23 protein-coding genes and 1 riboswitch are annotated in these 26,337 nt (G+C 65.3%); of the genes, 13 read left to right on the forward strand and 10 right to left on the reverse strand.

The features are described 5' to 3' along the window. Window positions 1-14: 14 nt before the first annotated feature. The 3 genes from AC3G88_RS19595 (at window position 15) to AC3G88_RS19605 (ending at window position 2,724) form a co-directional block, all read left to right on the forward strand. Window positions 15-884 (forward strand): helix-turn-helix domain-containing protein, encoded by an 870-nt coding sequence (locus tag AC3G88_RS19595; RefSeq protein WP_488773317.1) that lies wholly within the window; start codon window positions 15-17, stop codon window positions 882-884. Window positions 885-990: 106 nt separating this feature from the next. Continuing rightward, window positions 991-1,153, forward strand: a riboswitch (FMN riboswitch). A gap of 126 nt (window positions 1,154-1,279) precedes the next feature. Beyond that, window positions 1,280-1,966 carry a 3,4-dihydroxy-2-butanone-4-phosphate synthase gene (gene ribB / locus AC3G88_RS19600; RefSeq protein ID WP_488773316.1) on the forward strand — a complete coding sequence of 229 codons (687 nt, stop codon included), beginning with the start codon at window positions 1,280-1,282 and terminating at the stop codon, window positions 1,964-1,966. Between the two features lie 188 nt (window positions 1,967-2,154). Continuing rightward, complete coding sequence (locus AC3G88_RS19605) at window positions 2,155-2,724, forward strand: surface-adhesin E family protein (RefSeq protein ID WP_488773315.1); 570 nt, start codon at window positions 2,155-2,157, stop codon at window positions 2,722-2,724. A gap of 59 nt (window positions 2,725-2,783) precedes the next feature. Here AC3G88_RS19605 and AC3G88_RS19610 read toward each other — a convergent pair whose 3' ends face one another. Beyond that, complete coding sequence (locus AC3G88_RS19610) at window positions 2,784-3,185, reverse strand: RT0821/Lpp0805 family surface protein (protein ID WP_153947981.1); 402 nt, start codon at window positions 3,183-3,185, stop codon at window positions 2,784-2,786. Between the two features lie 569 nt (window positions 3,186-3,754). Here AC3G88_RS19610 and AC3G88_RS19615 point away from each other — a divergent pair. Together AC3G88_RS19615 and mdoH are read left to right on the forward strand one after the other, a co-directional pair. Continuing rightward, window positions 3,755-5,272, forward strand: coding sequence for a glucan biosynthesis protein G (locus AC3G88_RS19615; protein WP_488773334.1), 1,518 nt, complete (start codon window positions 3,755-3,757; stop codon window positions 5,270-5,272). After that, window positions 5,245-7,851 (forward strand): glucans biosynthesis glucosyltransferase MdoH, encoded by a 2,607-nt coding sequence (mdoH, locus tag AC3G88_RS19620; RefSeq protein WP_488893792.1) that lies wholly within the window; start codon window positions 5,245-5,247, stop codon window positions 7,849-7,851. The genes AC3G88_RS19615 and mdoH overlap by 28 nt, the downstream gene beginning before the upstream one ends. 88 nt (window positions 7,852-7,939) lie before the next feature. Here the strand turns inward: mdoH and AC3G88_RS19625 are convergent, their stop codons facing one another. Then, complete coding sequence (locus AC3G88_RS19625) at window positions 7,940-8,521, reverse strand: hypothetical protein (protein WP_487522136.1); 582 nt, start codon at window positions 8,519-8,521, stop codon at window positions 7,940-7,942. Between the two features lie 260 nt (window positions 8,522-8,781). On the opposite strand from AC3G88_RS19625, the gene AC3G88_RS19630 reads away from it, so the two are divergent. After that, the gene (locus AC3G88_RS19630) at window positions 8,782-9,996 is read left to right on the forward strand and encodes a Bcr/CflA family multidrug efflux MFS transporter (protein ID WP_488773313.1); all 1,215 of its coding nucleotides are present in this window, start codon (window positions 8,782-8,784) and stop codon (window positions 9,994-9,996) included. A 40-nt stretch (window positions 9,997-10,036) separates the two neighbouring features. Here the strand turns inward: AC3G88_RS19630 and AC3G88_RS19635 are convergent, their stop codons facing one another. After that, a complete protein-coding gene (locus tag AC3G88_RS19635; RefSeq protein ID WP_153947977.1) occupies window positions 10,037-10,897 on the reverse strand; it encodes a mechanosensitive ion channel family protein in 861 nt (286 codons plus the stop codon). A gap of 233 nt (window positions 10,898-11,130) precedes the next feature. Then, window positions 11,131-12,333 carry an ammonium transporter gene (locus AC3G88_RS19640; protein ID WP_488773312.1) on the reverse strand — a complete coding sequence of 401 codons (1,203 nt, stop codon included), beginning with the start codon at window positions 12,331-12,333 and terminating at the stop codon, window positions 11,131-11,133. 564 nt (window positions 12,334-12,897) lie between these two features. On the opposite strand from AC3G88_RS19640, the gene AC3G88_RS19645 reads away from it, so the two are divergent. The 3 genes from AC3G88_RS19645 (at window position 12,898) to AC3G88_RS19655 (ending at window position 14,358) form a co-directional block, all read left to right on the forward strand. Then, window positions 12,898-13,179 carry an HU family DNA-binding protein gene (locus AC3G88_RS19645; protein WP_008651272.1) on the forward strand — a complete coding sequence of 94 codons (282 nt, stop codon included), beginning with the start codon at window positions 12,898-12,900 and terminating at the stop codon, window positions 13,177-13,179. Window positions 13,180-13,384: 205 nt separating this feature from the next. After that, complete coding sequence (locus AC3G88_RS19650; protein ID WP_124686467.1) at window positions 13,385-13,873, forward strand: acyl-CoA thioesterase; 489 nt, start codon at window positions 13,385-13,387, stop codon at window positions 13,871-13,873. Beyond that, complete coding sequence (locus tag AC3G88_RS19655) at window positions 13,870-14,358, forward strand: CreA family protein (protein WP_488773311.1); 489 nt, start codon at window positions 13,870-13,872, stop codon at window positions 14,356-14,358. Before AC3G88_RS19650 ends, AC3G88_RS19655 begins: the two co-directional genes overlap by 4 nt. Before the next feature lie 40 nt (window positions 14,359-14,398). Here the strand turns inward: AC3G88_RS19655 and AC3G88_RS19660 are convergent, their stop codons facing one another. The 3 genes from AC3G88_RS19660 to AC3G88_RS19670 all read right to left on the reverse strand — a co-directional run bounded on the left by AC3G88_RS19660 (window position 14,399) and on the right by AC3G88_RS19670 (window position 18,031). Continuing rightward, the gene (locus AC3G88_RS19660) at window positions 14,399-16,165 is read right to left on the reverse strand and encodes a class I adenylate-forming enzyme family protein (RefSeq protein ID WP_488773310.1); all 1,767 of its coding nucleotides are present in this window, start codon (window positions 16,163-16,165) and stop codon (window positions 14,399-14,401) included. A 24-nt stretch (window positions 16,166-16,189) separates the two neighbouring features. After that, a complete protein-coding gene (locus AC3G88_RS19665) occupies window positions 16,190-16,954 on the reverse strand; it encodes an SDR family oxidoreductase (RefSeq protein WP_488773309.1) in 765 nt (254 codons plus the stop codon). A gap of 180 nt (window positions 16,955-17,134) precedes the next feature. After that, window positions 17,135-18,031 carry an arylamine N-acetyltransferase family protein gene (locus AC3G88_RS19670; protein ID WP_488773308.1) on the reverse strand — a complete coding sequence of 299 codons (897 nt, stop codon included), beginning with the start codon at window positions 18,029-18,031 and terminating at the stop codon, window positions 17,135-17,137. A 203-nt stretch (window positions 18,032-18,234) separates the two neighbouring features. On the opposite strand from AC3G88_RS19670, the gene AC3G88_RS19675 reads away from it, so the two are divergent. Both AC3G88_RS19675 and AC3G88_RS19680 read left to right on the forward strand, forming a co-directional pair. Then, entirely contained in the window at window positions 18,235-18,732 is a 498-nt protein-coding gene (locus AC3G88_RS19675; protein WP_488773307.1) for an Mpo1 family 2-hydroxy fatty acid dioxygenase, read from the forward strand. A 274-nt stretch (window positions 18,733-19,006) separates the two neighbouring features. Continuing rightward, window positions 19,007-19,465, forward strand: coding sequence for an HU family DNA-binding protein (locus AC3G88_RS19680; RefSeq protein ID WP_153947970.1), 459 nt, complete (start codon window positions 19,007-19,009; stop codon window positions 19,463-19,465). Window positions 19,466-19,593: 128 nt separating this feature from the next. On the opposite strand, the gene AC3G88_RS19685 is transcribed toward AC3G88_RS19680, so the two are convergent. From AC3G88_RS19685 to kdgD, 3 genes are all read right to left on the reverse strand, one after another. Further along, complete coding sequence (locus AC3G88_RS19685) at window positions 19,594-20,589, reverse strand: isopenicillin N synthase family dioxygenase (RefSeq protein ID WP_488773306.1); 996 nt, start codon at window positions 20,587-20,589, stop codon at window positions 19,594-19,596. Between the two features lie 335 nt (window positions 20,590-20,924). After that, on the reverse strand, window positions 20,925-21,728 hold the full coding sequence (locus AC3G88_RS19690; protein WP_488773305.1) for an enoyl-CoA hydratase: 804 nt from the start codon (window positions 21,726-21,728) through the stop codon (window positions 20,925-20,927). 216 nt (window positions 21,729-21,944) lie between these two features. Next, window positions 21,945-22,859 carry a 5-dehydro-4-deoxyglucarate dehydratase gene (kdgD, locus tag AC3G88_RS19695; protein WP_153947967.1) on the reverse strand — a complete coding sequence of 305 codons (915 nt, stop codon included), beginning with the start codon at window positions 22,857-22,859 and terminating at the stop codon, window positions 21,945-21,947. Window positions 22,860-23,290: 431 nt separating this feature from the next. Here kdgD and AC3G88_RS19700 point away from each other — a divergent pair, with 431 nt between their 5' ends. Beyond that, window positions 23,291-24,658 (forward strand): MFS transporter, encoded by a 1,368-nt coding sequence (locus AC3G88_RS19700; RefSeq protein WP_488773304.1) that lies wholly within the window; start codon window positions 23,291-23,293, stop codon window positions 24,656-24,658. A gap of 16 nt (window positions 24,659-24,674) precedes the next feature. After that, window positions 24,675-26,264: a galactarate dehydratase gene (gene garD, locus AC3G88_RS19705; RefSeq protein WP_488773303.1), complete on the forward strand. Its 1,590-nt coding sequence runs from the start codon at window positions 24,675-24,677 to the stop codon at window positions 26,262-26,264. Window positions 26,265-26,337: the final 73 nt, after the last annotated feature.

Raw genomic sequence — 26,337 nt, forward strand, 5'->3', positions numbered from 1 at the left:
CTGTAATGCGGCACATGGAAACGCTCACGCCTGGCTCCGAAGCCGCCATCGACTTTCCCGGACTCCTGCGCTACTGGCGCAGCAAGCGCGGCTACAGCCAGCTGGCGCTGTCGCTGGCGGCCGGGGTATCCCAGCGCCATATCAGTTTTCTCGAATCGGGCCGCGCCCGGCCCAGCCGCGAGATGGTGCTGGCGCTGGCAGACCGGCTCGGCGTGCCGCTGCGCCAGCGCAACCGGCTGCTATTGGCCAGCGGCTATGCGCCGGCCTACAGCGAAAACGCGCTGGGCGCGCCCGCGATGCAGATGGTGCGGCACGCCATCTCGCTGATCCTTGCCAAGCAGGAACCGTATCCGGCCGTGGTGCTGGACCGCTTCTGGCATCTGGTCGATGCCAACCAGGCGTACCGGCGCATGCTCGAACAGCTGCTGGGCAGCCGCCAGCCGGCCACGCTGGACGGTGACGGCGGACGCGTCAACCTGATGCTGGCGGTGTTCGACCCGAACGGGCTGTGGCCGGTGCTGGAAAACGCGCGCCAGGTGGGCCGCTACCTGCTGCGCCGCGTCTGGCAGGAGCTGCAGGTGCAGGCGCATGACCAGACCGCGCGTGAGATCTTTCGTCGCATTGCCGAATGGCATCCGGATCTGGTGGGGCCGGGCGGCGTGCTGCTGGTGGAGGACGACCCGGCAGACGGGCCGCTGCCGCCCGTGCTGCCGGTCGTGGTGCATGCGGGACGCTTCCGCGCGTCGCTGTTTTCCACGCTCACCACGCTGGGCAATCCGCAGGACGTTACGCTGCAGGAGCTGAGAATCGAGTGCTTCTATCCGGCCGACGATGCGACCCGTGACCTGTTCGAAGCGTTGGCGGCGGCGCCAGGCCGTCCGTAGCCGGCAGGATCGCCGCCGAGATCCTTCGACATCGCAGTTCAGCCAGAAAAGCACAGTCGTGCTAACATCGCCCGGCCGTCGTGGCTTGCAGGCTGCGGCGGCATCGTTACGTCTTCAGGGCGGGGTGCAAGTCCCCACCGGCGGTATGTGGCCACTGTCGAAAGACAGCGGCGCCACGAGCCCGCGAGCGCCCGCATTCCCGTGCGGGGTCAGCAGACCTGGTGAGAAGCCAGGGCCGACGGTCATAGTCCGGATGAAAGAAGATGGGCGGAATCCGCATGGCACGCCCACGCGCGAACGGCGCTGTCCGTCCGCGCGGGCGGAGCGTTGTGCGGACGTTCGCTGATCGTTCCCCTGAAACGCCCATGAACTTCATTGCACGGAGCGTTTCACCCATGCTGGCTCTCAATCAAGACCCTCTTTCCGACCTGCCATCTGGCGATATTGCCATGGCTGAAGCCGACCCGCGTCCGCTTGCCGAGCGCATCGCACAGGCGCTGGACGCCATGCGCGAGGGGCGTCCCGTCGTGCTGCTCGACGATGACGACCGCGAGAACGAGGCCGATCTGATCCTGGCCGCCGAGCGCCTGACCAACGCCAACATGGCGATGATGATCCGCGAATGCAGCGGCATCGTCTGCCTGTGCCTGACCGCCGCCAAGGTGCGCAAGCTGGGTCTGCGTCCGATGGTCGAGAACAACCGCAGCCAGTACGGCACTGCGTTTACGGTGTCGATCGAGGCGCGCGAAGGCGTGACCACCGGCGTCAGCGCGGCCGATCGCATCACGACGATCCGCGCCGCCATTGCCGACGATGCCGGCACCGATGCGGTGGTCAGCCCGGGGCACGTGTTTCCGCTGGTGGCCGTGGACGGCGGCGTGCTCAAGCGCCGGGGCCATACCGAAGGCTCGGTGGAACTGGCGCGCATGGCCGGCCTGTCGCCCGCGGCGGTGCTGTGCGAGCTGATGAATCCCGATGGGACGATGGCGCGCCGTCCTGAGGCGCTGGCCTTCGCACACAAGTACCAGCTGCCGGTGCTGACCATCGCCGACCTGGTGGCGTGGCGCGAGCAGCAGGGCTGACGCGGCAACGCTGAAGGACGGCGGGACTGATCCAGCGCAAGCCAGGCGCGAATATCGCGTGAAACCGCCGTATGCCCATGGCGGTTTGGCGCGGTTTCATGCGCTTTCCTGCGCGGCGGGGTGTCTTCCGGGGCGCGTGCTGTGCGAAAATCGTGGGCTTCTTCCCGTCCTTACGAGGGTACCTCCCGATGTTTTTCCGCATGTTCGCACGCACGGCCCTGCTCGCCGGCGCGTGTTTCAGCATGGCGGCGCAGGCCGAGTCCAACGGCGCGCCGTCACTCGCCAATCCGTCTGCGCGGGCGGCCGCGGCCAGCGGCCTGTACCAGTGTCAGGGGCCCAATGGCGGCAACATCTTCCGTGGCGCGCCGCGTGAAGGATGCACGCAGGTGGTGTCTCCCGATCCGGGCGCGCCCGACCCGCAACGCTGGCTGCCACTGATGGGCGCCAATGGCGTGATTTCCTATCTGGACCAGACGTCGATTCGCCGGCGCGGATCGGAGGTGGGCGTCGCGCTGGTGCACAACGCGCCGCCGGGCGTGATCAAGACCGCCAGCGGCGACAACATCCGCTCGTCGCTCAAGCGCATGGTGCTCAACTGCGCCACATCCATGTATGCCGTGATCGAGCAGACGCTATATGCCAAACGCTATGCCCGAGGCGACTCGCTGTATACGATCCGCGGGCCTCAGGCAGGCATGCCGCAGCAAGCGGTATCCGGCACGCTGGCCGGCGACCTGATGACGCGCCTCTGCCACTGAGCAGGCCGCTCAGGCAGTGATGCCCGAGCGCGGGCGGACAGCGGCGGTTTGTCGCGGCTTCAGTCTTCGACGTGCCGCGCTTTCCAGGTGCCGTTCGACTGCTGGCAGAACCATCCCGACCAGGCCTCGGTGGCGCTGCCACGCTTGAGGTCGGATTTGAGCCGGCGGCACTTCTGGCCCTGGTCGGTCTTGGTGGCGATCGGGCTGATCGTGCCATCGACGGCCTGGCGGCGGTTCTCGGCCGGGTAGTGCCATTCCACCACCTGGTTGTCCTCGGTGCTATTGAGCGCCTTTCCAACGGACTGCTGCAGCGAGGCCGCTTCCTTCTTGGTCAGCGTGCCAATGATGCTGCCGGACAGATACGTCTGGAAATAGGCGAACGCGGGTTGCGCGGTGCCCAGGAGCAGGGCGCAGCCCAGGCTGGCGGCCAGGGCCGGACGGGTTAGGCGCCGAACGTGCATGACGATTCCTTTTGGCTGAAACAGCGGATGGATAACGTTGGCGATTGTAAGCGCAGTGCATCGGAATGCACAGCCGGCGGTCGTGCGGCAACCCGCTCAGTCGCCGGCCCGGCATCGGGTGAGCTCCTTTTTCACCCTCGCGGCACCATCGTGGCGCCGTCCGATGGATGACCTATGCTTGACATCAGCCTCGTAGCCCGCGCGCGAGGCGCCTTCGAGCCGACAGGTGAGACATTTTGTTGCAAACGTTGCCGTGACGAAACGTGACTTTTAAGTCTCGAATTGTTAAGGTTTCGCCTCGCATTGCAACAATCTCGACATGCGTACGTTGCGTTGGGCGCGACTGCACCGATGTTTGATATCGGTGCCGCGCCTGGTGCGCCGCACGCTGGTCCGTCTTTTGCTGTAGCCAATCGTTGAAGTTTCCTGACGTATTCCGGGGCGGCCGCTTCGTCCGGCTGCCTGCTTCCCCGCCAAACCTGTCCACGGCCTTCATGTCCGCATATCCGACGTCGTTCCTGCCGATCCAACGCCCGACCGCCGCGCCAGCGCGCCGCATATCCGGCCGGATGTCAGGGATGGGGCGCTGGATTGGCGGCGGCATGCTGGCCTTGCTGGCGCTGACCGCCCACGCCTTCGATTTCGAAACCGTGGCCGCGCGTGCGCGCCAGCTCTCGGCCTCGCCGTACAAGCCGCCCAAGGCGCAGGAACTGCCGCGCGAGCTGAAGGAACTGACCTACGAACGCTATCGCGAGATCGAATACAAGCCCGAGCGATTTGCCTGGCGCGGCGCGCGCCTGCCGTTCGAGATATCGTTCTTCCACGAGGGTATGGTGTTCGACCAGCCCGTGCGGATCAACGAGTTGGTCAGCAACAGCGTGCGCGAATTCCGCTTCGATCCCGCGGCGTTCAACTATGGCTCGCACAAGGTGGACCCCGCCAAGCTCAAGGGCCTCGGGTTTGCCGGCTTTCGGCTGATGTATCCGCTGAACCAGCAGGGCAAGCGCAAGGACGAACTGGCGTCGTTCCTGGGGGCCAGCTACTTCCGCGCGTTGGGCAAGGACCAATGGTACGGTCTGTCGGCGCGCGGCCTGGCCGTGGATACGGCGTTGAACTCCGGCGAGGAGTTTCCGCGCTTCACCGAATTCTGGATCGAACGGCCGTCGGCCAACGACAAGCAGCTGACGATTTACGCGCTGATGGATTCGCGCCGCATGAGCGGTGCGTACCGCTTCGTCATCAAGCCCGGCAACGAGACGGTGATGGAGGTCAAGTCGCGTCTGTTTCTGCGCGAGCACGTGACCAAGCTTGGCCTGGCGCCGCTGACGAGCATGTATCTGTTCGGCGAAAACCAGCCGTCGGCCACCACCGATTTCCGCCCCGAGGTGCATGACTCCGACGGACTGTCGGTGCAGCTCGGCACCGGCGAGTGGATCTGGCGTCCGCTGGTCAATCCCAAACGCCTGCTCGTGACGTCGTTCGCCGCGAACAATCCGCAGGGCTACGGCCTGATGCAGCGCGACCGCAGCTTCGACAACTACCAGGAAATCGGTTCCTGGTACGAGCGCCGCCCGAGCGGCTGGGTGGAGCCCCGGGGCAACTGGGGGTCGGGTCGCGTGGAGCTGGTGCAGATCCCGACGCCGGACGAGACCAACGACAACATCGTGGCGTTCTGGGTGCCGGACAACCCGCCCAAGCCGAAGCAGGCTTTCGACTACGAGTACCGGCTCAAGTGGCAGAAGGACGGCGAGAACCTGCCGCCGATGTCCTGGGTCACGCAGACGCGTCGCGGCCAGGGCCTGACGCGCAAGGCCGACGACACCAGTTTCTCGCTGGTGGTGGATTTCGAGGGACCGGCGTTCAAGAGGCTGCCCGAAGAGGCGCGCCTGGACCCCGTGGTATCGGCGGACGCCAATGGCGAACTGCTCAAGACAACAGTCCAGCGCAACGAGGCCACTGGTGGCTGGCGCATGACGATGTTCATGCGGCGCAAGGACGAGAACAAGCCGGTTGAGTTGCGCGGCTACCTTCGCAACGGCAATACAACCCAATCCGAAACATGGAGCTACATCTTACCCCCCGGCTAAAGCAGCGCCCGGCCCAGGCGGCGGCAGCATGCGAGCGCTATGTCGACCGCCTGCCGGCTTCGCCCGAACTGCGTAGCGAGCTGCTGGCCGATACCCCCAAATCGCTGATGTCCAGCGTGCCGGCCGAGGGTATCGAAGTGCCGTCGGCCATGATTGAACTGCAAACGCGCCTGGCCGGTCGCGACCCGAAGGACAAGGAAGCTCCCGATTTGAATCACGGCAACGCCCCGGGCGGGGCCACCTACGCTTCGGTGGGCCGTCGCTTCGCGATGGCCTATGGCAACCCGCAGGTGGACGGCCAGCCGCTGCTGCAGCGCAACGACGATGGCACCGTGCGCGTGCATACGGGGCCGGAGCCCGAGCGCGCCTCGATGGTGCCGCGCCAGTGGCCGCCGCATATCGTCTGGGGCGGCATCCGCAATGCCTGGCGCAAGATGCTGGGCCGCCCGCCCGTGCCCGAGACCTGGGACACGCTGCACGACGGCCCCGACGCCGAAGGCAAGTGGCACCCGGCCGGTTCGCACCGTCGCTGGTTCCTGCTGGCGCTGGTGGTGGGCCAGACCGTCATGGCCACGTACTTCATGTCGCGTGTGCTGCCGTACCACGGCGCCGATCCGCTCGAAGTGGCCATCCTGACGCTGTTCGCGATCCTGTTCTCGTGGGTCTCGGCCGGTTTCTGGACGGCGATGATGGGCTTCCTGGTCCTGTTCAAGGGCGGTGACAAGCACCTGATCTCGCGCAGTGCCGCCAGCGACGCGCCGATCGACCCGTCCGCGCGGACGGCGATCATCATGCCAATCTGCAATGAAGACGTGACGCGCGTCTTCGCGGGCTTGCGCGCAACCTACGAGTCGCTGGAACGCACGGGCGAGCTGCAGCATTTCGATTTCTTCGTGCTGTCCGACAGTGGCAATCCCGACCTGCGCACCGCCGAGCACGACGCCTGGATCGAACTGTGCCGTGCCGTGGGCGGCTTTGGCCGCATCTTCTATCGCTGGCGCCGTCACCGCGTAAAGCGCAAGACCGGCAATGTGGCCGACTTCTGCCGCCGTTGGGGCAGCAAGTACCGCTACATGATCGTGCTGGACGCCGACAGCGTGATGAGCGGCGACTGCCTTGCCACGCTGGCCAGGCTGATGGAAGCCAACCCGGGCGCCGGCATTATCCAGACCGCGCCGCTGGCCGTGGGCCGCGACACGCTCTATGCCCGCGTGCAGCAGTTCTCCACGCGCGTCTATGGTCCGCTGTTCACGGCCGGGCTGCACTACTGGCAGCTTGGCGAATCGCACTACTGGGGCCACAACGCCATCATCCGGATCAAGCCCTTCATGGAGCATTGCGGCCTGGCGCCGCTGCCCGGCAAGGGGCCGCTGTCCGGCGAAATCCTGTCGCACGACTTTGTCGAGGCCGCCATGATGCGGCGCGCGGGATGGGGCGTGTGGATTGCCTATGACCTGCCCGGTTCGTTCGAGGAATTGCCGCCGAACCTGCTGGACGAGGTCAAGCGCGACCGCCGCTGGTGCCAGGGCAACCTGATGAACTTCCGGCTGTGGATGAAGCAGGGCTTTCATGCCGTGCACCGGGCCGTGTTCCTGACCGGCATCATGGCCTATGTGTCGGCGCCGCTGTGGCTGCTGTTCCTGCTGCTGTCCACCGCCGCGCTGGCCAAGCATGCGCTGGTGCCGCCCGAGTATTTCACCAAGCCATACCAGCTGTTCCCGACCTGGCCCGAATGGCATCCGGAAAAGGCGCTGATGCTGTTTTCGGCCACGGCGACACTGTTGTTCCTGCCGAAGCTGGCCAGCGTGATCCTGCTGCTCAAGGATGCAAAGCAGTACGGCGGCGTGGTGCGCCTGTTCCTGAGCATGCTGATCGAGATGACGCTCTCGGCGCTGCTGGCACCGACGCGCATGCTGTTCCATACCAAGTTCGTGATCGCCGCGTACAGCGGCTGGGGCATTTCGTGGAAGTCGCCCCCGCGCGAGGATGCCGAAACCACCTGGGGCGAAGCGTTCCGCCGCCACGGCTGGCACACGGTGCTGGGCCTGGTGTGGGGCGCCGGCGTGTACTGGCTGAGCCCGGGCTTCATCTGGTGGCTGCTGCCGATCGTGGGCTCGCTGGCGATGTCGATTCCGCTGTCGGTGATGCTGTCGCGCGTATCGCTGGGCCGTGCCGCGCGTCGCGCGGGCCTGTTCATGATCCCCGAGGAAACCTATGTGCCGCGCGAGATCGTCGAAACGCAGCAGCATGTGGAAAACGCCCAGGAAACGCCGCGCTTCGTCGATGCCGTGGTCGATCCGGTGACCAATGCGCTGATGTGCGCCACGGCCACGCCGCGTACGGTACAGCCGGAGCCGGCCAGGCTGCAGCATGCGTCGCTGGTGCAGCACGCGCTGACCCATGGCCCCGGTTCGCTGTCGGCGGCACAGAAACATGTGCTGCTGGGCGACCCGTTCGCCCTGTCGAAGCTGCACGAACTGGTCTGGGGGTCGCCGCTGGCCGATGCCGCCTGGAAGGAAACGCGGGTGCTGCTGCGCCGCGCCCCCAACGTGCTGCCATTGCGGCCAAGGGTGGCGTGACCGTCGGTCCGCACCATAAAGAACGGCAGGCGCCAGGGCCTGCCGTTTTTTTTGCCCGTTTCAAACGGGAGCGTTTCAGCGGCGCGTTTCAGCGCAGCGCCGACACGCAGATCGGCGCGTTGATATAGACGTCGCCCACGCGGCGTTCGCCGCGGTCGTTACGCGTCATGTAGCGGAACATCATGCTGACGCCGAGCTTGGTCAGGATTTCCACGTCGCGGTTGGCGCAGATGTTGCGCTGGAGCGGCGCGGCGTAATTCACCTCGAAGCTGGCCAGGTCGAGCATCGGGCCGCGGAAGTTGGTCAGTTCCAGCTGGAAGAGCACGTGCTTGCCGGGGATCGACTGGCAGCGGCGCAGGCGCGTCTCGCCGTCGATCTCGATGGGCAGGATGTCGTTGAGCTGGCGGCAGGCGCGTGCCAGCACGCTGTCCGGGCGATTGGTGTTGCGCAGCAGTTCGGGAACGCCGGCCGCGCCGGTGTTCTGTCCGGTGGCCGCGCCCTTGAGCATGCGTGACAGGGCCTCGGCTTCGTCGATCGCCACGGGCGCGGGCGACGAAGCCGGTGCCATGGCGGGCGGCTTGCCAGGCGCGGCCCATGCGGGCAACGACGGCAAGGCTGCGAGTGCAACCAGGCTCAGCGAAGCAATAAACGGCGTATGTCGTATGGTCATGCAGGATAACGTTGCCGGGGACGGGTCCCGTGATCCGTCTCCCGCGATGCGTCTGACTGCGTGGTCTGGGGACATCCGTCCCGACAGGCACGCATTGTACCCTCCACGCCGCCACACGTGAAAGCAGCGCCACCCGTGATGCCGCACGGGCAGCCGGTTTGCGGCGGATTTTCCACGGTACGTCTGGTGACTTGACGCGCGCGCCGCCAGGGGCTTGCCCGCTATGCAACAATTGCGGCTTGTCTTACCGGATCCCTTTCATGACGTCCTCCGCAAGCGCGCGCACCGACGCGCGCTTTCCGCTCTGGCTGCTGATCTGCGCGTCGCTCACCGCCATCGCACCGCTTTCCATTGACATGTACCTGCCCAGCTTCCCCGCGCTGGCAGCCGACCTTCATACCGACATCGGCAAGGTGCAACTGACGCTGGGCACGTTCCTGGTGGGGCTGGCCATCGGCCAGGCGTTTTACGGCCCGGTCAGCGACCGTTTCGGGCGCAAGGCGCCGCTCTATGCGGGCCTGACGATCTATGGCGTGGCCGCCGCCGGCTGTGCGCTGGCGTCGAGCGTGGAGTCGCTGATGGTCTGGCGCTTCCTGCAGGCGCTGGGCGGCTGCACCGGGCTGGTGGTCTCGCGGGCGGTGATTCGCGACCGGCTCGAGGCACGCGAATCCGCGCGGGCTTTTTCGTCGCTGATGCTGGTGATGGGGCTGGCGCCGATCCTGGCGCCGCTGATCGGTGGGGCCGTCCTGGCGGCCACGGGGTGGCGCGCGATCTTCTGGATTCACTGCGGCGCGGCCGTGCTGCTGCTGTGGCTGATCCATACGCGCATGGAAGAATCGCTGGATCCGCAGCGCCGCCGCACGCTGCATCCCGGCACGGTGCTGCGCGGCTACTGGGAGCTGTTGCGCGACCGTGAATTCCTGGGGTACTCGCTGTCCGCCGGATGCGTGCAGGGGGGGATGTTCGCCTATATCGCGGGCTCGCCGTTCGTGCTGATCGAACTGCATGGCATCGATCCCTCCCACTACGGCTTTGTTTTCGGGGCCAACGCATTTGGCCTGATCGCGATGTCGCAGGTCAACGCCAAGCTGGTGCGCGCTCGCGCGCTGGACGATGTGCTGCGCGTCGCGCTGATCGCGCCATGCGTGGCGGGCCTGACGCTGGCTGCGGCCACGCTGCTGGGCGTGGCGTCGCTGCCGGTGCTGCTGTGCTGTTTCTTCGTGTTCCTGGCCGGGCTGGGATGCATCACGCCGAACGCTTCGGCGCTGGCCCTGGCCCATCAAAGCCATCGGGCCGGCACGGCGTCTGCGCTGATGGGCACGCTCCAGTTCGGTTTCGGCACGCTGGCCGGTGCCGCGGTCAGTGTCTGGCACGACGGCACGGCGCTGCCGCTGGCCGTGGTGATGGCGGTCTGCGGCAGCGGCGCCGTGCTGCTGCGTCTGTACGGGCGGGCCGGCATGCGCCAGCCCGGGTGAGCGGTCAAGCAGATGGGCCCGGGCGCGCCGGGCTCACTGCTCAGGCGGCCTGGTTGGCCGGCTGGGTCAACGGCACGGCCGGGGCGTTCTGCATGACCACCATCTGCGCCGGCATCGGGGCCGCAAAACCGGCCGCACCGAAGCTGTCGCGGATGGTCCGATTGGTGTCGAAGTACACCTGCCAGTAGTGGTCGTTGTGGCAGTACGGGCGTACCGCCAGCACCGGCCCCACCAGCGTGAATTCCAGGATCTCCACATCGACCGCCGGTTCGGCCAGTACGTTCGGGATGGCGGCCAGTTTTTCCTTGAGCAGCGCGATGGCTGCCACGGCGTCGGTGGTGCCGGCCAGTTGCGCCTTCAGTTCCACGCGCCGGTACGGGTTGGCCGTGAAATTCTGGATCGTGTCGCTGAAGATCTTGTTGTTGCCGACCACGGTCAGGACGTTGTCCGGGGTATCGAGCGACGTGGCGAACAGGCCAATTTCGCGCACCGTGCCGGTCACGCCGCCCACGGTCACGAAGTCGCCGACCTTGAACGGACGCAGGACCACCAGGAACGCGCCAGCAGCGAAATTGGACATCAGTCCGGACCACGCCATGCCGATGGCCACGCCGGCCGCCGCGATCAGCGCCGCGAACGTGGTGGTCTGGATGCCGAAGTATCCCAGGATGCCGATCACCAGCACGACATTCAGCGTGACGGTGACGATCGATCCGACATAGCGCAGCAGGGTGGGGTCGACGCTTTGCCTGGCAAGCGAATTCTGTACGAGCCGCACCACGAAATGAATCAGCCAGCGGCCCACCACCCAGAACGCCAGCGCGGCCAGGATTTTCACGCCGAATATGGTGGCGTAGCTGTAAATGACGTCGCGGATGCTTTGCAGCGAGGTGGTATCCATGAACATACTCCTGTGATTTACGGGCAGGAAAAACAGGGACAGCGAAAACGAAAGCATGCTGTCGATAATGTCAGGATCACAAGGCACGCCTGTGTCGGCGTTTGAGGAAACCGCAAGGGCATTATTGGGCGCTCGCGCGCGAAAGTTCAAGTCAATCTTTTTTGCGCGCCAAGTAAAAACGGCCGGGTTAATGCCCGGCCGCTTTTTTCCACAATGCCCTGCAAATACGTGGTTTACCAGTTGGTTTCACGCTCCGGCGTGGCCGAGATGCGGTGCAGCGTCAGGTCGGCGCCGTTGAACTCCTCTTCCGGGTCCAGGCGGATGCCTACCAGCTTTTTCAGCGTGCCATAGACCACCGTGCCGCCAACCAGCGCGACCACGATCCCCATCAGCGTGCCGGCCACTTGCGACACCAGCGACACGCCGCCCATCCCGCCCAGCAGGCGGCTGCCGAAAACGCCCGCTGCAATGCCGCCCCAGGCGCCGCAGAGGCCGTGCAGCGGCCAGACACCCAGCACATCGTCGATATGCCATTTGTTCTGGGCCAGCGTAAACAGATAGACGAACAGCACGCCAGCCACGGCGCCAGTCACCAGCGCGCCCAGCGGATGCATGATGTCGGAGCCTGCGCAGACCGCCACCAGCCCGGCCAGCGGGCCGTTGTACGAGAAGCCCGGGTCGTTGCGGCCCGCCGCCCAGGCCGCCAGCGTGCCGCCGACCATCGCCATCAGCGAATTGATGGCCACCAGGCCGCTAATCTTGTCGATGGTCTGCGCGCTCATCACGTTGAAGCCGAACCAGCCCACCGCCAGCACCCAGGCGCCCAGCGCCAGGAAGGGGATGTTCGACGGCGGATGCGCGCTGATGCGGCCATCCTTCTGATAACGGCCGCGGCGGGCACCGAGCAGCAGCACGGCGGGCAGGGCGATCCAGCCGCCCACCGCGTGCACGACCACCGAACCGGCAAAGTCGTGGAACGGTGCGCCCGTGACCGAAGCCAGCCAGTCCTGCACGCCCAGGCGGTTGTTCCAGACGATGCCTTCGAAGAACGGATAGACAAAGCCCACCAGGACGAAGGTCGCCATCAGTTGCGGATTGAAGCGCGAGCGTTCCGCGATGCCGCCCGAGATAATCGCCGGAATGGCGGCGGCAAACGTCGCCAGGAAGAAGAACTTCACCAGTTCGTGGCCATTTTTCTCGGCCAGTGTCTCCGCGCCGGCAAAGAACTGGACCCCATAGGCGATGGTGTATCCGATGAAGAAGTAGGCCAGCGTCGACACCGCGAAATCGACCAGTATCTTTACCAGTGCATTGACCTGATTCTTCTTGCGAACCGTGCCAAGTTCCAGGAATGCGAACCCCGCGTGCATTGCCAGCACCATGATCGCGCCCAGCAGGATGAACAAGGCATCCGTGCCTGTCTTCAGGTTCTCCATCGTTACCTCATGCTCAAAATGGGAGCACGGATAAGCAATTAGCGTTCCAGTTTTTGGCGCAAAACGGGGAATGCCGCGCCAAATCTGGGCGCGCCGCACCGGGCGCGCTGTCGGTGCATCCCCCCACGCGGCACGGAGCAGGGCGAGGGTGGAGCGATCATGGGGCATGCGTGCGCCAAAAAGACGCATGTCAGCGCGCGAGCGGACCCTGATTGGTGCATGGCGCCGCGCTGCGCCGAAAATGCGCGCCGTGGGCTGGCAATCCGACCTCGGCAAACCGGAAGGCGGAAATTGCGCCGTACGGTGAATAATCGGCAATAATCTGCCGGTTTCATAAAGTGCGCCGTCCGATACGTCTTGATCCTCAAATGTGATGTGCCGATTCGAAAAACAGAGGGGTAAAAACCCCGCTAAGTCTTGTCGGAGAACGATTTCCGGCAGTTTTCGTTGCATCGGTGCCACTGGGGATTGCTCAAGCCGTAAAGGGCAGATTAGACTGCGCCGATCGGACTTTTGCCACTTGGCAAAAGTCCGGTGACGACGACCAAACAAGGGAAATCAGCCATGAATAAAGGTGAACTGGTATCGGCCATCGCCGCGGAAGCAGAACTCAGCAACGCCGCCGCCGAGCGCGCGCTGAACGCTGCGCTGGACAGTATCAAGAAGGCAGTTGCGAAGGGTGACTCGGTTACGCTGGTAGGTTTTGGCAGCTTCAGCTCGGGCAAGCGTGCTGCACGTACCGGTCGCAATCCGCGCACCGGCGAAACGATCAAGATCCCGGCCGCCAAGACGGTGAAGTTCTCGGCCGGCCAGGGTTTCAAGGACGCCGTGAACAAGAAGAAGTAAGCGCATCGCGTCCGGAGCGTTACAGAAGTACAGAAGTACGGAAGTACAGAAAGCGGCCTGCGGGGCCGCTTTTTTTATTTGTCCCGCAGGGTATTCAGACTGTTTTGCTGCTTCGCAGCGGAAATCGCGCACATCCGATATGCCATGACCCGGCCGAGCGGGTTACACTGCCCGCGCCTCATGCTCGATTTCTGGATTTTCTGCGATGAATGATCTGTCCCACCAGCTGTCCATGACCGTGCTGATGACGCCGGACATGGCCAATTTTTCCGGCAATGTCCACGGCGGCACCATCCTCAAGTACCTGGATATGGTGGCCTACGCGTGCGCGAGCCGCTACGCCGGACGGTATGTCGTGACGCTGTCGGTTGACCAGGTGGTGTTTCGCCAGCCGATTCACGTCGGCGAACTGGTGACGTTCCTGGCGGCGGTGAACTTCACGGGCCGCAGCTCGATGGAAATCGGCATCAAGGTGGTGACCGAGAACATCCGCAGCAAGGTGGTTCGCCATACCAACAGCTGCTATTTCACGATGGTGGCCGTGGACGACAACGGCACGCCGGCCGAAGTGCCGCCGCTGCAGCCGCGCGACGAGGTGGAGCGCCAGCGTTTCGAAGCCGCCCGGCAACGCCGTGCGCTGCGCCAGGAAATGGAGCGCCGCCACGACGAGATCAAGGGGGCGACCGCCGAATGACGCCGAGGCCATTGCGTATTGTGCTGGCGGCTGGGCTGGCATGTGGCCTGGCCACGCTGCTGGCTGCCGCCCATGCCGAGGAAATCGGTAGCGTTTCGACCAATTTCCGGGTGACGGGGTCGGACAAGGTTGTGATCGAGGCCTACGACGATCCGCAGGTGGAAGGCGTGACGTGCTACGTGTCGCGTGCCCGCACCGGTGGCATCAAAGGCACGTTCGGCATGGCCGAGGACCCGCCCGAGGCGTCGATTGCCTGCCGGCAGGTGGGGACGATCGCGTTCAAGGGCCCGCTCAAGGCGCAGGAAGACGTGTTCTCGGAACGCATGTCGATCCTGTTCAAGACGCTGCACGTGGTGCGCGCGGTGGATCGCAAGCGCAATACGCTGGTCTACCTGACCTATTCGGACCGCATCGTCAGCGGCAGCCCGCAGAACGCGGTGACGGCCGTCCCGGTGCCGGCCGGGACGCCGATTCCTGTGAAGTGACGGCCTCGCGGCGTCGCAGGGCCTTGCGACGCCGGCCTTCCTATTCGAACAGCTTGCGCAGGTTCGATTTCAGGATCTTGCCATTCGGATTGCGGGGCAGCATGTCGTCCCGGACGATGATCCGCACCGGCACCTTGAACGCGGCCAGCTGCTGGCGCACGAAATCCTGCAGCTCCGCTTCGGTGGCCCGGGCGCCCGGCTTCAGGCTGACCACGGCCCCCGGTTCCTCGCCCAGCGTCCGGTGCGCAATGCCGACCACGGCCGCATCCATGACGGCCGGATGGGCATACAACGCGCTTTCCACCTCGATGCAGTAGATGTTCTCGCCGCCACGGATCAGCATGTCCTTCATGCGGTCGACGATGTAGAGAAAGCCTTCCTCGTCCAGCCGCGCCACGTCGCCGGTGTGCAGCCATCCATCGACAAAGGTCTTTGCCGTGGCCTCAGGCTTGTTCCAGTAGCCACGCACGACGTTGGCGCCGCGCACCATCAATTCGCCGATCTCGCCGGGCGGCAGCGCATTGCCGAAGCCATCGTCGATCTTCATCTCGCCGATTGGCAGCGCAGGGCCGCTGGCGTCCGGCCGGTGAATGTACTCGTCGGCGCTGTGGCTGGTGAACGTGGCGGACGTTTCCGTCATGCCCCAGCCGATGCCGGGCGCGGCGTTCGGAAAGGCCGTCTGGATCCGGCGCACCAGTTCGGGCGATGCCGGCGCGCCGCCGTAGTGGATGTTTTCGAGCGATGACAGGTCGAATTCGTCGCGCCGCGGATGTTCGATGATCTGCCAGGCGATCGTGGGTACGCCGCCGGCCGACGTGCATCGCTCGCGTTCGATCAGTTCCATTGCGCGCAGCGTGTCCCAGCGATACATCAGCACGATCTTGCCGCCGCTGGCCAGCGCCCCGTTCAGCACCGACATGCATCCGGTGACGTGGAAGAACGGCACGGCCAGCAGCGCGGCCTTCTGCGGGGCATCGCGATTCGGCTCTGGCACCGGCTCGCCGCGCCGCAGCAGGTTGCGCAGCGGGCTGAACTGGGCGCAGACGGCCACCGAGCAGGCGTTGCGGTGGGTGCCGACGGCGCCCTTGGGTTTGCCCGTGGTGCCCGACGTATAGAAGATCGTGGCGTCGTCTTCGGGGTCGAGCGGCACCAGCGGCAGCGATTGCGACGGCAGCGACGGCCAGGCGCCGGATTCGCCGATCACCGACGCCAGCGGCACGATGCGCGGGTCGTCGAACGTGGCGTCGGCCGGCGCACGGGACACGTAGATGCGTTCCAGCGCGGGGCAGTCCGGCAGGTGCTCCAGGATGCGGTCAAGGCGCTCGTGATCGACGATGGCGATCCGGCTGCCCGAATCCGACAGGCCATATTCGAGTTCGGGACCGGTCCACCAGGCATTGAGCGGCGTGACGATGGCGCCCGCCAGCAGCCCGGCATAGAGCGCCACGGGCCACTCGGGCAGGTTGCGCATGGCCACGGCCACGCGGTCGCCCTTGCGCACGCCGTCGCCCACCAGCTGGTGGGCAAGCGCGGTGGCGGCCAGCGCAAATGCGCGATAGCTGACCCGTTCGTCCTCGTAGACGACGAACGTCTTTTCGCCCCAGCCCGCGGCGACCAGGAACAGGTCGCGCAGCGTGGGCGGGGCATTCTTCCAGACCGTGGTGGGGATGCCCCGGATCACACGCGTCTCGGTTTCGAACGGCGCCCCGGAGGCGGTCAGCCGGGCGTGCGCCTCGGCAATCGACATGACCGGCCACTGTGGGCCGGCCGGCGAGGGTTGCTGCGGATGTTGCGGATGTTGCGACATGCGTTGCCTCCCGCGCAAGACAGATCAGATCGTGACGCCCCCGTCCACCACCAAGGCCTGGCCGGTCATGAAGGTACTGGCCGCCGATGCCAGGAAGCAGGCCGCGCCGGCGATTTCCACCGGCTCGCCGATGCGGCGCAGCGGCGCATTCTCGGTGGACTGCTTGTAGCGCACGGGATCGTCCCACAGCGCCTTGGCGAAATCGGTCTTGATCAGGCCCGGGGCGATGCAGTTCACGCGCACGTTGTGCGGCCCGAACTCCACGGCCAGGTTGCGCGCCAGCTGGAAGTCGGCTGCCTTCGAGACGTTGTAGACGCCAATCGTGGGCGATCCGCGCAGGCCGCCGATCGACGACACGATGATGATCGAGCCTTCCTTGCGTTCGATCATCTGCGGCGCCACCATCTGGATCAGCCAGTGGTTCGAGATCACGTTGTTGTCCAGCACCTTGCGGAACTGGTCGTCCGACACACCGCTCATCGGCCCGTAGTAGGGATTCGACGCGGCGTTGCAGACCAGGATGTCGACCTTGCCGAAAGTGCGGTTGGTTTCGTCGACCAGGTTTTGCAGGGCTTCCTTGGACGAGATGTTGGCGGCCACGGCCAGCGCGGTGCCGGCGCCGTGTTGCGCATTGATGGCATCGGCCACCTCCTGGCAGGCCTCGGCCTTGCGCGACGAGATGACGACCTTGGCGCCCTGGATGGCCATTTGCTCGGCAATGGCCCGGCCGATACCGCGCGAGGACCCGGTGATGATGGCAACCTTGCCCGACAGATCGAACAATGACATGGTGTCTCCTGATAGGGATGGGCAGCGGTCTTGGCCGCCGCCTGAATCGTGAATGGGCCGGGACATTATGGGCAGGCGTCGTTTCCCAGTCCACAGCCCGACTGGCGCGGCAGGGCCGATATCAGCAAACTTTCTGCGGGCAATTCATGCGATGCATGGACCGTGCCGCAGCGCGGCATATCAGGGCGCTGCCAGCACGGCCGGCAGCCGTGCCGCCAGCGCGGCGCGCAGGTCGTCGTCGATACGGATGCCGAAGCGGCCGGCCAGGACGTCGATGACGTGGCCGGCCGTCGGCAGGTCGGTCTTTTGCACGCTGCCGTCCGGCATGCGCGCGGTCAGGCTGCCGTTGCCGAGCGACAGCCGCGTGCCGTCGGCTTCCGTGCGGGCGGCGATCAACTTCTGCGTGAAGTGGCTGTCGGGATGCGTCGAGACGTACCAGTTGCGCGCCACGTAGTCGATTTGCGGCTGCGGGGTCAAGTCGAAGCGGTACAGCACGCGCCAGGCCTCTGCATCGTCAGCATTCGCCTCGGGATCACGTACGGCCAGATCATACGAATGGAAGCCCGTGCCGGCCACGGCGGGCGGCGTGGGCAGCAGCCGGTACGGTGAGGCGGCAGCCGCCGGCAGTGACAGCGCCAGCGCGCGGTCCGGCGTGGGTCCGCCAAAGCCGACATCGGCGACATGGCTTTCGTGCGCCACTTCCACGCGCAGCAGCATGTGCGACAGCCCCGTGGGGCGCTCGTCGGGCACGTTCCAGCGCACGCGGGCGGCCAGTGGCGTCACCGCGAATCCCAGCGCCTTGAGGCCCGCGCAAAACAGCGTATTGAGCTCGAAACAGTAGCCACCGCGCCGCTGCGCGACGAGCTTGTCGAATACCGCCGGCAGATCGATATTCACGCGCCAGCCCACCAGCGGGGTCAGGTTTTCGAACGCGATATGCCGCAGGTGGGCGCCGATCAGGATATTCAGCGTGTCCAGGGTGGGCGACAGATCGGCCTCGTTGCCGATGCCGATCCGTTCGAGCCAGGCATCGCGCTGGCCGATGGTGAGGGCGGGGATCTCGTCTTCGTGGCGCATATCGAGGGGACTGGAAGAATTAGTAGGGCGGCTCGAACGGCGGGTTGACCCTCTTCCGGAGCACGCGGTGCGTCACTAATATAAATCCACAGCAAAACCCGGCGCGCAACGTGGTCTGGCGGTGCCGGCGGCCTGCGGGTGCGACCGCGCACGACCAGAGACCAGACAGCGCCTGAAAACAGCCAGAAGAGAGGAGACGCCCCGTGAAAACCCTGATCGATCATCTGTCCAGCTACGCAGCCTACCACCGCGACAGCCGTAACGTCGTCACGCATTTCGTCGGCATTCCGATGATCGTGCTGGCCGTTACCGCGCTGCTGGGCCGCCCCGCCATGCCGCTGGGGGACGGCGTGCTGTTCCTGACGCCGGCCATCGTCGTCTATGTGCTGGCCTGCCTGTTCTACCTGCGCCTGTCGTTCGGCTTTGGCGTGGCGATGGCCGCGATCCTGGCGGTATTCGTGTGGGCGGGGGCCTGGATTGCCGCGCTTTCCACCGTGGCGTGGCTGACCACGGGGATCGGCCTGTTCGTGGCAGGGTGGGTCATCCAGTTTGTCGGCCACTACTTCGAGGGTCGCAAGCCGGCCTTTGTCGACGACCTCGTCGGCCTGCTGGTGGGCCCGCTGTTTCTGGTGGCCGAAGCCGCCTTTGCCATGGGGCTGGCGCGCGAAACGCGCGATGCGGTGGCCGCGCACGCGCACTGATTCGCGGAAACTTTTGCGCGTTCGCGGCGTCTGTCACGTGCGAAAGTGGGGGGACGTACCGCTCCGCAGCGCATCTGCTGACGCAAACCAGCGACAAAACCCGGGTTTTTCCCTTGGTTTGACCTGTCGCATGTGAGAAAACCCCTTTACTTCTGGCTGTTTCCGCTATGATTCAGTGCGTGCCGGCCAGCACGATTCGCAAGCGATGACAGGTGCTACGCTGCGATGGATGGCAAATGGCCGGGACATCAATCTTCAACTCTCGTATATCGATATGGCGACCAAAGCGAAACCGACCGCGAAGACTGCAACCAAGCCTGCTGCCAAGAAGGCCGCAGCAACCAAGGCACCCGTGAAGGCTGCCGCAAAGAAGGCCGCACCGGCCAAGAAGGCTGCTCCCGCTGCTGCTCCGACCGTGAAGCCGCTGAAGGACACCTTCAACAAGTCGAGCCTGGTCGCTCACCTGGTGGCACAAACCCAGCTCGAAGCCAAGGCTGTGAAGACGGTGCTGGCTCACCTCGAAAACACCATCGTCAGCGCGCTGAACAAGAAGGGCGCTGGCGAATTCACGCTGCCGGGCCTGCTGAAGGTGACCGCGCAGCAAGTGCCGGCCAAGAAGAAGCGTTTCGGCAAGGACCCGTTCACGGGTGAAGAGCGTTGGTTCCCGGCCAAGCCGGCCAGCGTCAAGGTCAAGGTCCGTCCGCTGAAGAAGCTGAAGGACGCTGCGGCCTGATCGCCGACCCACTTTGGTAGTCGCCCGCCCGCTGCCTGCCCCGTGCAGGCGCCGGACGGCTAAAGACCCCGTGTCTCGCAAGAGCACGGGGTCTTTTGGTTTATGGGCGCCCGGCCGGCGCCCGGGCGTCAGTACGCCTTGAAGTTAGCCGCCACGCGCTGGCGCAGGAAATCGCCGGCGGTGATCGCCGGATACTGCTTCGCCGGCCCCTCGATCACGGCATTGCGGTTGGCCTGGCAAAAGAACGCCAGGCTGTAGCGCGGGCCCATGTATTCGCCCGGCAGCGGGTTGCGTACGCGGTGAAAGTTCGACGGCAGGCGGTCGTCGCTCCAGCGCATCAGCATGTCGCCGATGTTGCAGGTGATCACGTCCTCGTCCGGTGGAATCGGCGTCCATGCCTGGGCTTCCATCTCCTTGCCGGGGCAAACCTGCAAACCGCCTTGTCCCTGGCGCTGGAACAGCAGCGTCAGGCAGTCGAAATCGGTGTGCGCGCCGGCGCGCCACAGGTCGAGTTTGTCCTGCGCCTCAGGCGGAATCGCGTAGTAGTGGAGCAGGCGCAGCGTGCTCTGATAGTCGGGCGCTACGGGGTCGTGCGCGCGCCTGAAGAAATCCGCGTCAAATCCCAGCTTGTCGGCAAAGCAGGACAGCACCTTCATGCCGACGTCCCAGCATTGCCGTTCGAACGCAAGCATGGTGGCCTGGAAACCGGGCAGCTCGGTGTCGGTGGGCCACAGCGCGGCCATATGCGGGCGCGTGATCTGGTACGACTCCTTCTGATCGGGGGTGCCGGTGGACGGGCGCACCTGGGCGCGGGTTTCCCAGCCGGCGTTGTTGGCCTTCTGCAGCGGATACTGGCCCTTGATCGCCTCAGGCAGCGCGAAGAACTGTTCGGTCATGGCAAACGCTTCGCGCACGGCTGTCAGGTCGATGCCGTGGTTTTCCAGCTGGAAGAAGCCAATTTCGACGGCAGCCTGCCAGAGCTGGTCGGCAATCTCGGCTTTGCGTTGGTCAAAATCCGACAGGTCGATGCGGCGGATGTCCCGCGCATCGGTCTCGGTGCCGTGGGCGCCCATGCGCGACTCGCGCGCCAGTTCGTGCAGGGGGAGGGTGGTTGTCCTGGTCATGTCGTTCCGGGTTCAGGAAAAGTTGAACGGGTCCGGCCGACCGGGAAAGCGGGATACCTGGAATACCTGGGATGCAGGAAGTCTCTGGCTCTCGAGTTCCGCAGCGGCGCGGACATCAAGAGCAATTTCCTGCCGCCCGCCTGCGCCAATAGGGGCGTCAGGAAACGGGCGGTTGAACGCTTCTACTCTTCAATCATCACCATCGCAGGTTTTGGGCCAGCGCAAAACGGACGAAATCCGGCTGTTTTTCACCTTCCTGGCGCATGGCGGGGCGGTTGTGGTGCGTGGATGGGCTGGCGACGGTGCATCGTCCGCGCGGGGCGATGCATCCGGTGCTACCGCTGGGTCCAGCGCGGATCGCGCTTCTGCAGGAACGCGTCGATCCCTTCGCCCGCATCCTCTTCCATCATGTTGCGGGCCATCACGTCGCCAGCGAAGGCGTAGGCGTCGGCCAGCTGCATCGACTGCTGCCTGTAGAACATGGCCTTGCCATAGCGGATGGCCGTCGGGCTTTTTGCGCAGATCTGGGCGACCTTGCGTGCGACGGCGGCATCGAGATCATCGTCGGCCACGGCTTCGTTGATCAGGCCCCAATCGGCCGCTGTCTGGGCGTCGATGAAGCGCCCGGTCACCAGCAGGTCGAAGGCCCGTTTCGTTGCCACGTTGCGCGACAGCGCCACCGACGGCGTGGAGCAAAAGAGCCCGACGTTGATGCCGGACACGGCAAACTGCGCCTGCATGGACGCGACCGCCAGGTCGCAACTGGCGACCAGCTGGCAGCCGGCGGCGGTGGCAATGCCATGGACGCGCGCAATGACAGGCACCGGCAGCGCCTGGATGGCCTGCATCACGACGCTGCACCGGGCGAACAGGCCCTGGTAGTACGAAAGCGCGGGCTGGCCGCGCATTTCCCGCAGATCGTGGCCCGCGCAGAATGCCTTGCCCTGGGCTGCCAGAATCACGCAACGCACGCTGTCATCGCTGGCGATGCCGTGGAGGGCGCCGTGCAGCGCGGCCAGCATGGCTTCCGAGAGCGCATTGAACTGCAGCGGCCGGTTCAGCCGCAGTGTCACCACGCCATCGCGGCTGTCATGCAGCACCAGCGGCTCGGTTGCCTTGTCGTCTGACTGCGCTGCCATATCGGGCTCCGTCATCGGTCAATGGCGCAATGATCGCGCGATTTGCTCGCAATGGGTGCGGAATCAGGGTGAATCCGGATGCCGGGATCGCGGACGATTGGCGTACCGGTGGGTTGCCAGTGGCCTGCCGGCGTCCACCGCTGGCACCGGCGGCGGCTCAAAAAAAAAGAGCCGACTTGTGTCGGCTCGCAATGCTTCAACTCGATACGGTATGGCTTATTGCGGACCCAGCTTCTTGATCAGGGCGTCCAGCTTGGCCACTTCTTCCTCGGTCAGGTCGGTCAGCGGCGCGCGCACCGGGCCGGCGTCGTGGCCAACCAGCCTGGCGCCGGCCTTCACGATCGACACGGCGTAGCCATGCTTGCGGTTTCGGATGTCCAGGTACGGCAGGAAGAAGTCGTCGATCAGGCGGCCGATCGTGGCGTGGTCGTCGGCGGCCACGGCACGGTAGAAGTCCATCGCGGTCTTCGGGATGAAGTTGAACACGGCCGACGAGTACACCGGCACGCCCAGCGCCTTGTAGGCAGCGGCATAGACTTCGGCGGTGGGCAGGCCACCCAGGTAGGCCAGGCGGTCGCCCAGCTTGCGGCGCACGCGAACCATGGCTTCGATGTCACCCACGCCGTCCTTGAAACCGATCAGGTTCGGGCACTTGTCCACCACCTTGGCCAGCAGGTCGGCGCCGATGCGCGAATTGGCGCGGTTGTAGACGATCACGCCGCACCGGGTCGCCTTGCAAACCTCTTCGATATGGTTGGCGATGCCGTCTTCGCTGGCTTCGGTCAGGTAGTGCGGCATCAGCAGGATGCCGTGGGCGCCCAGGCGCTCGGCTTCCCTGGCGTACTCGATGGCCACGCGGGTCGGGCCGCCAGCGCCAGCCAGGATGGGCACCTTGCCACGGCACGTTTCCACGGCGGTGCGGATCACATTCGAGTAGTCCTGCTGCGTCAGCGAGAAGAACTCACCGGTGCCGCCCGCGGCGAACAGGGCCGAGGCACCGTACGGCGCCAGCCATTCCAGGCGCTCGGTATAGGTGTCGGCGCGGAAGTTGCCCTGTGCGTCGAAATCGGTAACGGGGAACGAGAGCAGGCCTTCGGAAATAATCTGCTTCAGTTCTTGCGGTGTAGTCATGTCGCTCTTCCTGATCGCCACATGGCGAATGGTGGGTGAAGTGTGAATCAAGGCCGGTGGGTGCCCGATCCATCGTTGTTAAATTCGAGATAAGTCATCGTACAACTAACAACTTGACCGTGCAAGTGGGACGGCGCAAACCAAGGGAAAACCCCGGTGAAAAAGGTGGCGAAGACGGGTGCCCACGCGTTGCTGCAGCCGGGCAGGGTGGGCTGGCAAACCGGACAGAATCCGCCGCAAAGCCGCAAGCCAATTGAAAGGCAGCGATATCGGCCCACGCGCCGAAATACAGACCATTGCACCAAGGCAGGGTAAACGCGCACTGTGGCGGACGGAACCGCGTCTCTATAATTCTGGTCGTACGACGACATATCACACGCCGGTCCAGACGCATTCCCGCATCGAGGTCCACCGGCTGTGAGGAGACCCCGATGAACGCAACACCCGCTTCCAGCGCGGCCGCCGCAGCCGGCGCCCGCCGCACCAACGTCCGCTACTGGATCCTTGCCCTGATCTTTATCGTGACCACGATCAATTACGCCGATCGTGCCACGCTGTCCATCACCGGGCCCGCCATGCGCGAGGAGTTCGGCTTCTCGGCGGTGCAGATGGGCTATATCTTCTCGGCCTTCAGCTGGGCCTACGTGATGGCGCAGATCCCGGGCGGCTGGCTGCTCGACCGTTTCGGCGCGCGCCGCATCTATGCCTTCAGCATTTTCCTGTGGTCGTTCTTCACGCTGCTGCAAGGCTGGATTGGCGTTTTCGCTACGATCGGCCAGGCCATCAGCATTCTTTTCGCGCTGCGCTTTGCCGTGGGGCTGGCGGAGTCGCCGGCTTTCCCGGCCAACGCCAAGGTGGTGGCCAGCTGGTTCCCGACCGCCGAGCGCGGTACCGCGTCGGCCATCTTCAATGCCGCGCAGTATTTTGCGGCCGTGGTGTTCACGCCGCTGATGGCGTGGATCGTCCATAGCTGGGGCTGGCACCATGTGTACCTGTGGATGGGCATCATGGGCATGCTGCTGGCGCTGGTGTGGCTCAAGGTCATGCGCAGCCCGGCCACGCACACCGGCGTGAACCAGGCCGAGCTCGACCATATCGCGCAGGGCGGCGGCCTGATCCACATGGGCGAAGGCGAAGACGCCAGAAACGGCGGCCCCGTGGCCAATCCGGCCGGCTGGTTCTACGCCAGGCAGCTGCTGACCAACCGCATGCTGGCCGGCGTCTACCTGGGCCAGTACTGCATCAACGTGCTGACGTACTTCTTCCTGACGTGGTTCCCGGTGTACCTGGTGCAGGCGCGCGGCATGTCGATCCTGAAGGCCGGTTTCGTGGCCTCGCTGCCGGCCATCTGCGGTTTCCTGGGCGGCGTGCTGGGCGGCGTGATCTCCGACACGCTGCTGCGCCGTGGCCATTCGCTGACGCTGGCCCGCAAGGTACCCATCGTGGCCGGCATGCTGCTGTCGGTGTCGATGATCGCGTGCAACTACGTCGATGCCGAATGGCTGGTCGTGGGCATCATGGCGCTGGCGTTCTTCGGCAAGGGTATTGGCGCGCTGGGCTGGGCCGTGGTGGCCGATACGGCGCCCAAGGAAGTGATCGGCCTGGCCGGCAGCATTTTCAACACGTTTGGCAATATCGCGGGCATCGTGACGCCGATTGTGATCGGCTATATCCTGAGCGCCACGGGCTCGTTCAACGGCGCGCTGGTCTTCGTGGGCATCAACGCCCTGGTGACCGTGCTGAGCTACCTGGTGATCGTCAAGGACATTCGCCGCGTCGAACTGAAGCACCCCCAATAGAGAAGGAATCCCCACCATGTCGGACCTGTCGGTACAGAACGCCCAGGCCGCGGAGCAACGTCCGCCGCTGTACATCCGCATCCACGCCAATGACAACGTGGCCATCGTCGCCAATGACGGCGGCCTGCCTGCCGGCACGGTGTTCCCGTGCGGCCTGACTCTGGTGGAACGCGTGCCGCAGGGCCACAAGGTGGCGCTGGCGGACCTGAAAAAGGGCGACGCGGTCACGCGCTACAACGTGACCATCGGCTATGCGCTGCAGGACCTGCCGCGCGGCAGCTGGGTCAACGAACGCGTGATCGAGATGCCCGTGGCTCCGGGGCTGACCGACCTGCCGATCGGCACGCGCCTGCCCGAGCCGCTGCCGCCGCTGGAAGGCTACACGTTCGAAGGCTTCCGCAATCCAGACGGCTCGGTGGGCACCCGCAACATCCTCGCCATTACCCAGACCGTGCAGTGCGTGGCTGGCGTGGTCGACCACGCGGTCAAGCGCATCAAGGCCGAACTGCTGCCGAAGTATCCGAACGTGGACGACGTGATCGGGCTGGAGCACACCTACGGTTGCGGCGTGGCCATCGATGCGCCCGATGCCGTGGTGCCGATCCGCACGCTGCGCAATATCGCGCTGAACCCGAATTTTGGCGGAACCGCCATGATGGTGAGCCTGGGCTGCGAGAAGCTGCAACCCGAGCGCCTGATGCCGCCAGGCACGATCCCGATCCAGACCGGCGCCGGCGAAGTGCAGGTGGGCGTGGTCTGCCTGCAGGACGACAAGCATGTGGGCTTCGGCTCGATGATCGATTCGATCGTGCAGATGGCCATTCCGCACCTCGAGGCGCTCAATGCGCGCAAGCGCGAGACGGTGCCTGTTTCCGAGCTGGTGGTAGGCGTGCAGTGCGGCGGCAGCGATGCGTTCTCGGGCGTCACCGCCAACCCGGCCGTCGGTTTTGCCACCGACCTGCTGGTGCGTGCCGGCGCCACGGTGATGTTCTCCGAAGTGACCGAAGTGCGCGACGGCATCGACCAGCTGACCTCGCGCGCCGCCACGCCCGAAGTGGCCGAGGCGATGATTCGCGAGATGGACTGGTATGACAAATACCTGGACCGCGGCCGTGTAGACCGCAGCGCGAACACCACGCCGGGCAACAAGAAGGGCGGCCTGTCGAACATCGTCGAAAAGGCCATGGGGTCGATCGTGAAATCGGGCAGCGCGCCGATCTCGGGCGTGGTGTCGCCCGGGGACAAGGTCCGCACCAAGGGCCTGATCTACGCCGCCACGCCGGCCAGCGACTTTATCTGCGGCACGCTGCAACTGGCGGCCGGCATGAATCTGCACGTGTTCACCACGGGCCGGGGTACGCCTTACGGCCTGGCCGAGGTGCCGGTCATCAAGGTGGCCACCCGCAGCGACCTGGCGCGACGCTGGCACGACCTGATGGATGTCAACGCCGGCCGCATCGCCACGGGCGAAGCCACTATCGAGGATGTGGGCTGGGAACTGTTCCGCCTGATGATCGACGTGGCCAGCGGCCGCAAGAAGACCTGGGCCGAGCACCATGGCCTGCACAATTCGCTGGCACTGTTCAACCCGGCGCCGGTGACCTGAGCGGAAGTGCTGAATACGTCGCCTTGTGCCGTGACCCCCGTTATCCGATCACGGCAGGGCCGCCGTCCCGGCC

It is taken from the genome of Cupriavidus sp. 86D6 (assembly GCF_057815095.1).

Excerpts from the sequence above, each read along its gene's own strand:
- AC3G88_RS19690 (WP_488773305.1), bottom strand. The coding sequence starts at position 21,728 with ATGGCAGCGCAGTCAGACGACAAGGCAACCGAGCCGCTGGTGCTGCAT.
- AC3G88_RS19655 (WP_488773311.1), top strand. The coding sequence starts at position 13,870 with ATGACGCCGAGGCCATTGCGTATTGTGCTGGCGGCTGGGCTGGCATGT.
- AC3G88_RS19630 (WP_488773313.1), top strand. The coding sequence starts at position 8,782 with ATGACGTCCTCCGCAAGCGCGCGCACCGACGCGCGCTTTCCGCTCTGG.
- garD (WP_488773303.1), top strand. The coding sequence starts at position 24,675 with ATGTCGGACCTGTCGGTACAGAACGCCCAGGCCGCGGAGCAACGTCCG.
- AC3G88_RS19610 (WP_153947981.1), bottom strand. The coding sequence starts at position 3,185 with ATGCACGTTCGGCGCCTAACCCGTCCGGCCCTGGCCGCCAGCCTGGGC.
- mdoH (WP_488893792.1), top strand. The coding sequence starts at position 5,245 with ATGGAGCTACATCTTACCCCCCGGCTAAAGCAGCGCCCGGCCCAGGCG.
- AC3G88_RS19660 (WP_488773310.1), bottom strand. The coding sequence starts at position 16,165 with ATGTCGCAACATCCGCAACATCCGCAGCAACCCTCGCCGGCCGGCCCA.
- AC3G88_RS19650 (WP_124686467.1), top strand. The coding sequence starts at position 13,385 with ATGAATGATCTGTCCCACCAGCTGTCCATGACCGTGCTGATGACGCCG.
- AC3G88_RS19605 (WP_488773315.1), top strand. The coding sequence starts at position 2,155 with ATGTTTTTCCGCATGTTCGCACGCACGGCCCTGCTCGCCGGCGCGTGT.
- AC3G88_RS19685 (WP_488773306.1), bottom strand. The coding sequence starts at position 20,589 with ATGACCAGGACAACCACCCTCCCCCTGCACGAACTGGCGCGCGAGTCG.
- AC3G88_RS19670 (WP_488773308.1), bottom strand. The coding sequence starts at position 18,031 with ATGCGCCACGAAGACGAGATCCCCGCCCTCACCATCGGCCAGCGCGAT.
- AC3G88_RS19615 (WP_488773334.1), top strand. The coding sequence starts at position 3,755 with ATGTCAGGGATGGGGCGCTGGATTGGCGGCGGCATGCTGGCCTTGCTG.
- ribB (WP_488773316.1), top strand. The coding sequence starts at position 1,280 with ATGCTGGCTCTCAATCAAGACCCTCTTTCCGACCTGCCATCTGGCGAT.
- AC3G88_RS19625 (WP_487522136.1), bottom strand. The coding sequence starts at position 8,521 with ATGACCATACGACATACGCCGTTTATTGCTTCGCTGAGCCTGGTTGCA.
- kdgD (WP_153947967.1), bottom strand. The coding sequence starts at position 22,859 with ATGACTACACCGCAAGAACTGAAGCAGATTATTTCCGAAGGCCTGCTC.
- AC3G88_RS19635 (WP_153947977.1), bottom strand. The coding sequence starts at position 10,897 with ATGGATACCACCTCGCTGCAAAGCATCCGCGACGTCATTTACAGCTAC.
- AC3G88_RS19680 (WP_153947970.1), top strand. The coding sequence starts at position 19,007 with ATGGCGACCAAAGCGAAACCGACCGCGAAGACTGCAACCAAGCCTGCT.
- AC3G88_RS19645 (WP_008651272.1), top strand. The coding sequence starts at position 12,898 with ATGAATAAAGGTGAACTGGTATCGGCCATCGCCGCGGAAGCAGAACTC.
- AC3G88_RS19700 (WP_488773304.1), top strand. The coding sequence starts at position 23,291 with ATGAACGCAACACCCGCTTCCAGCGCGGCCGCCGCAGCCGGCGCCCGC.
- AC3G88_RS19665 (WP_488773309.1), bottom strand. The coding sequence starts at position 16,954 with ATGTCATTGTTCGATCTGTCGGGCAAGGTTGCCATCATCACCGGGTCC.
- AC3G88_RS19595 (WP_488773317.1), top strand. The coding sequence starts at position 15 with ATGGAAACGCTCACGCCTGGCTCCGAAGCCGCCATCGACTTTCCCGGA.
- AC3G88_RS19640 (WP_488773312.1), bottom strand. The coding sequence starts at position 12,333 with ATGGAGAACCTGAAGACAGGCACGGATGCCTTGTTCATCCTGCTGGGC.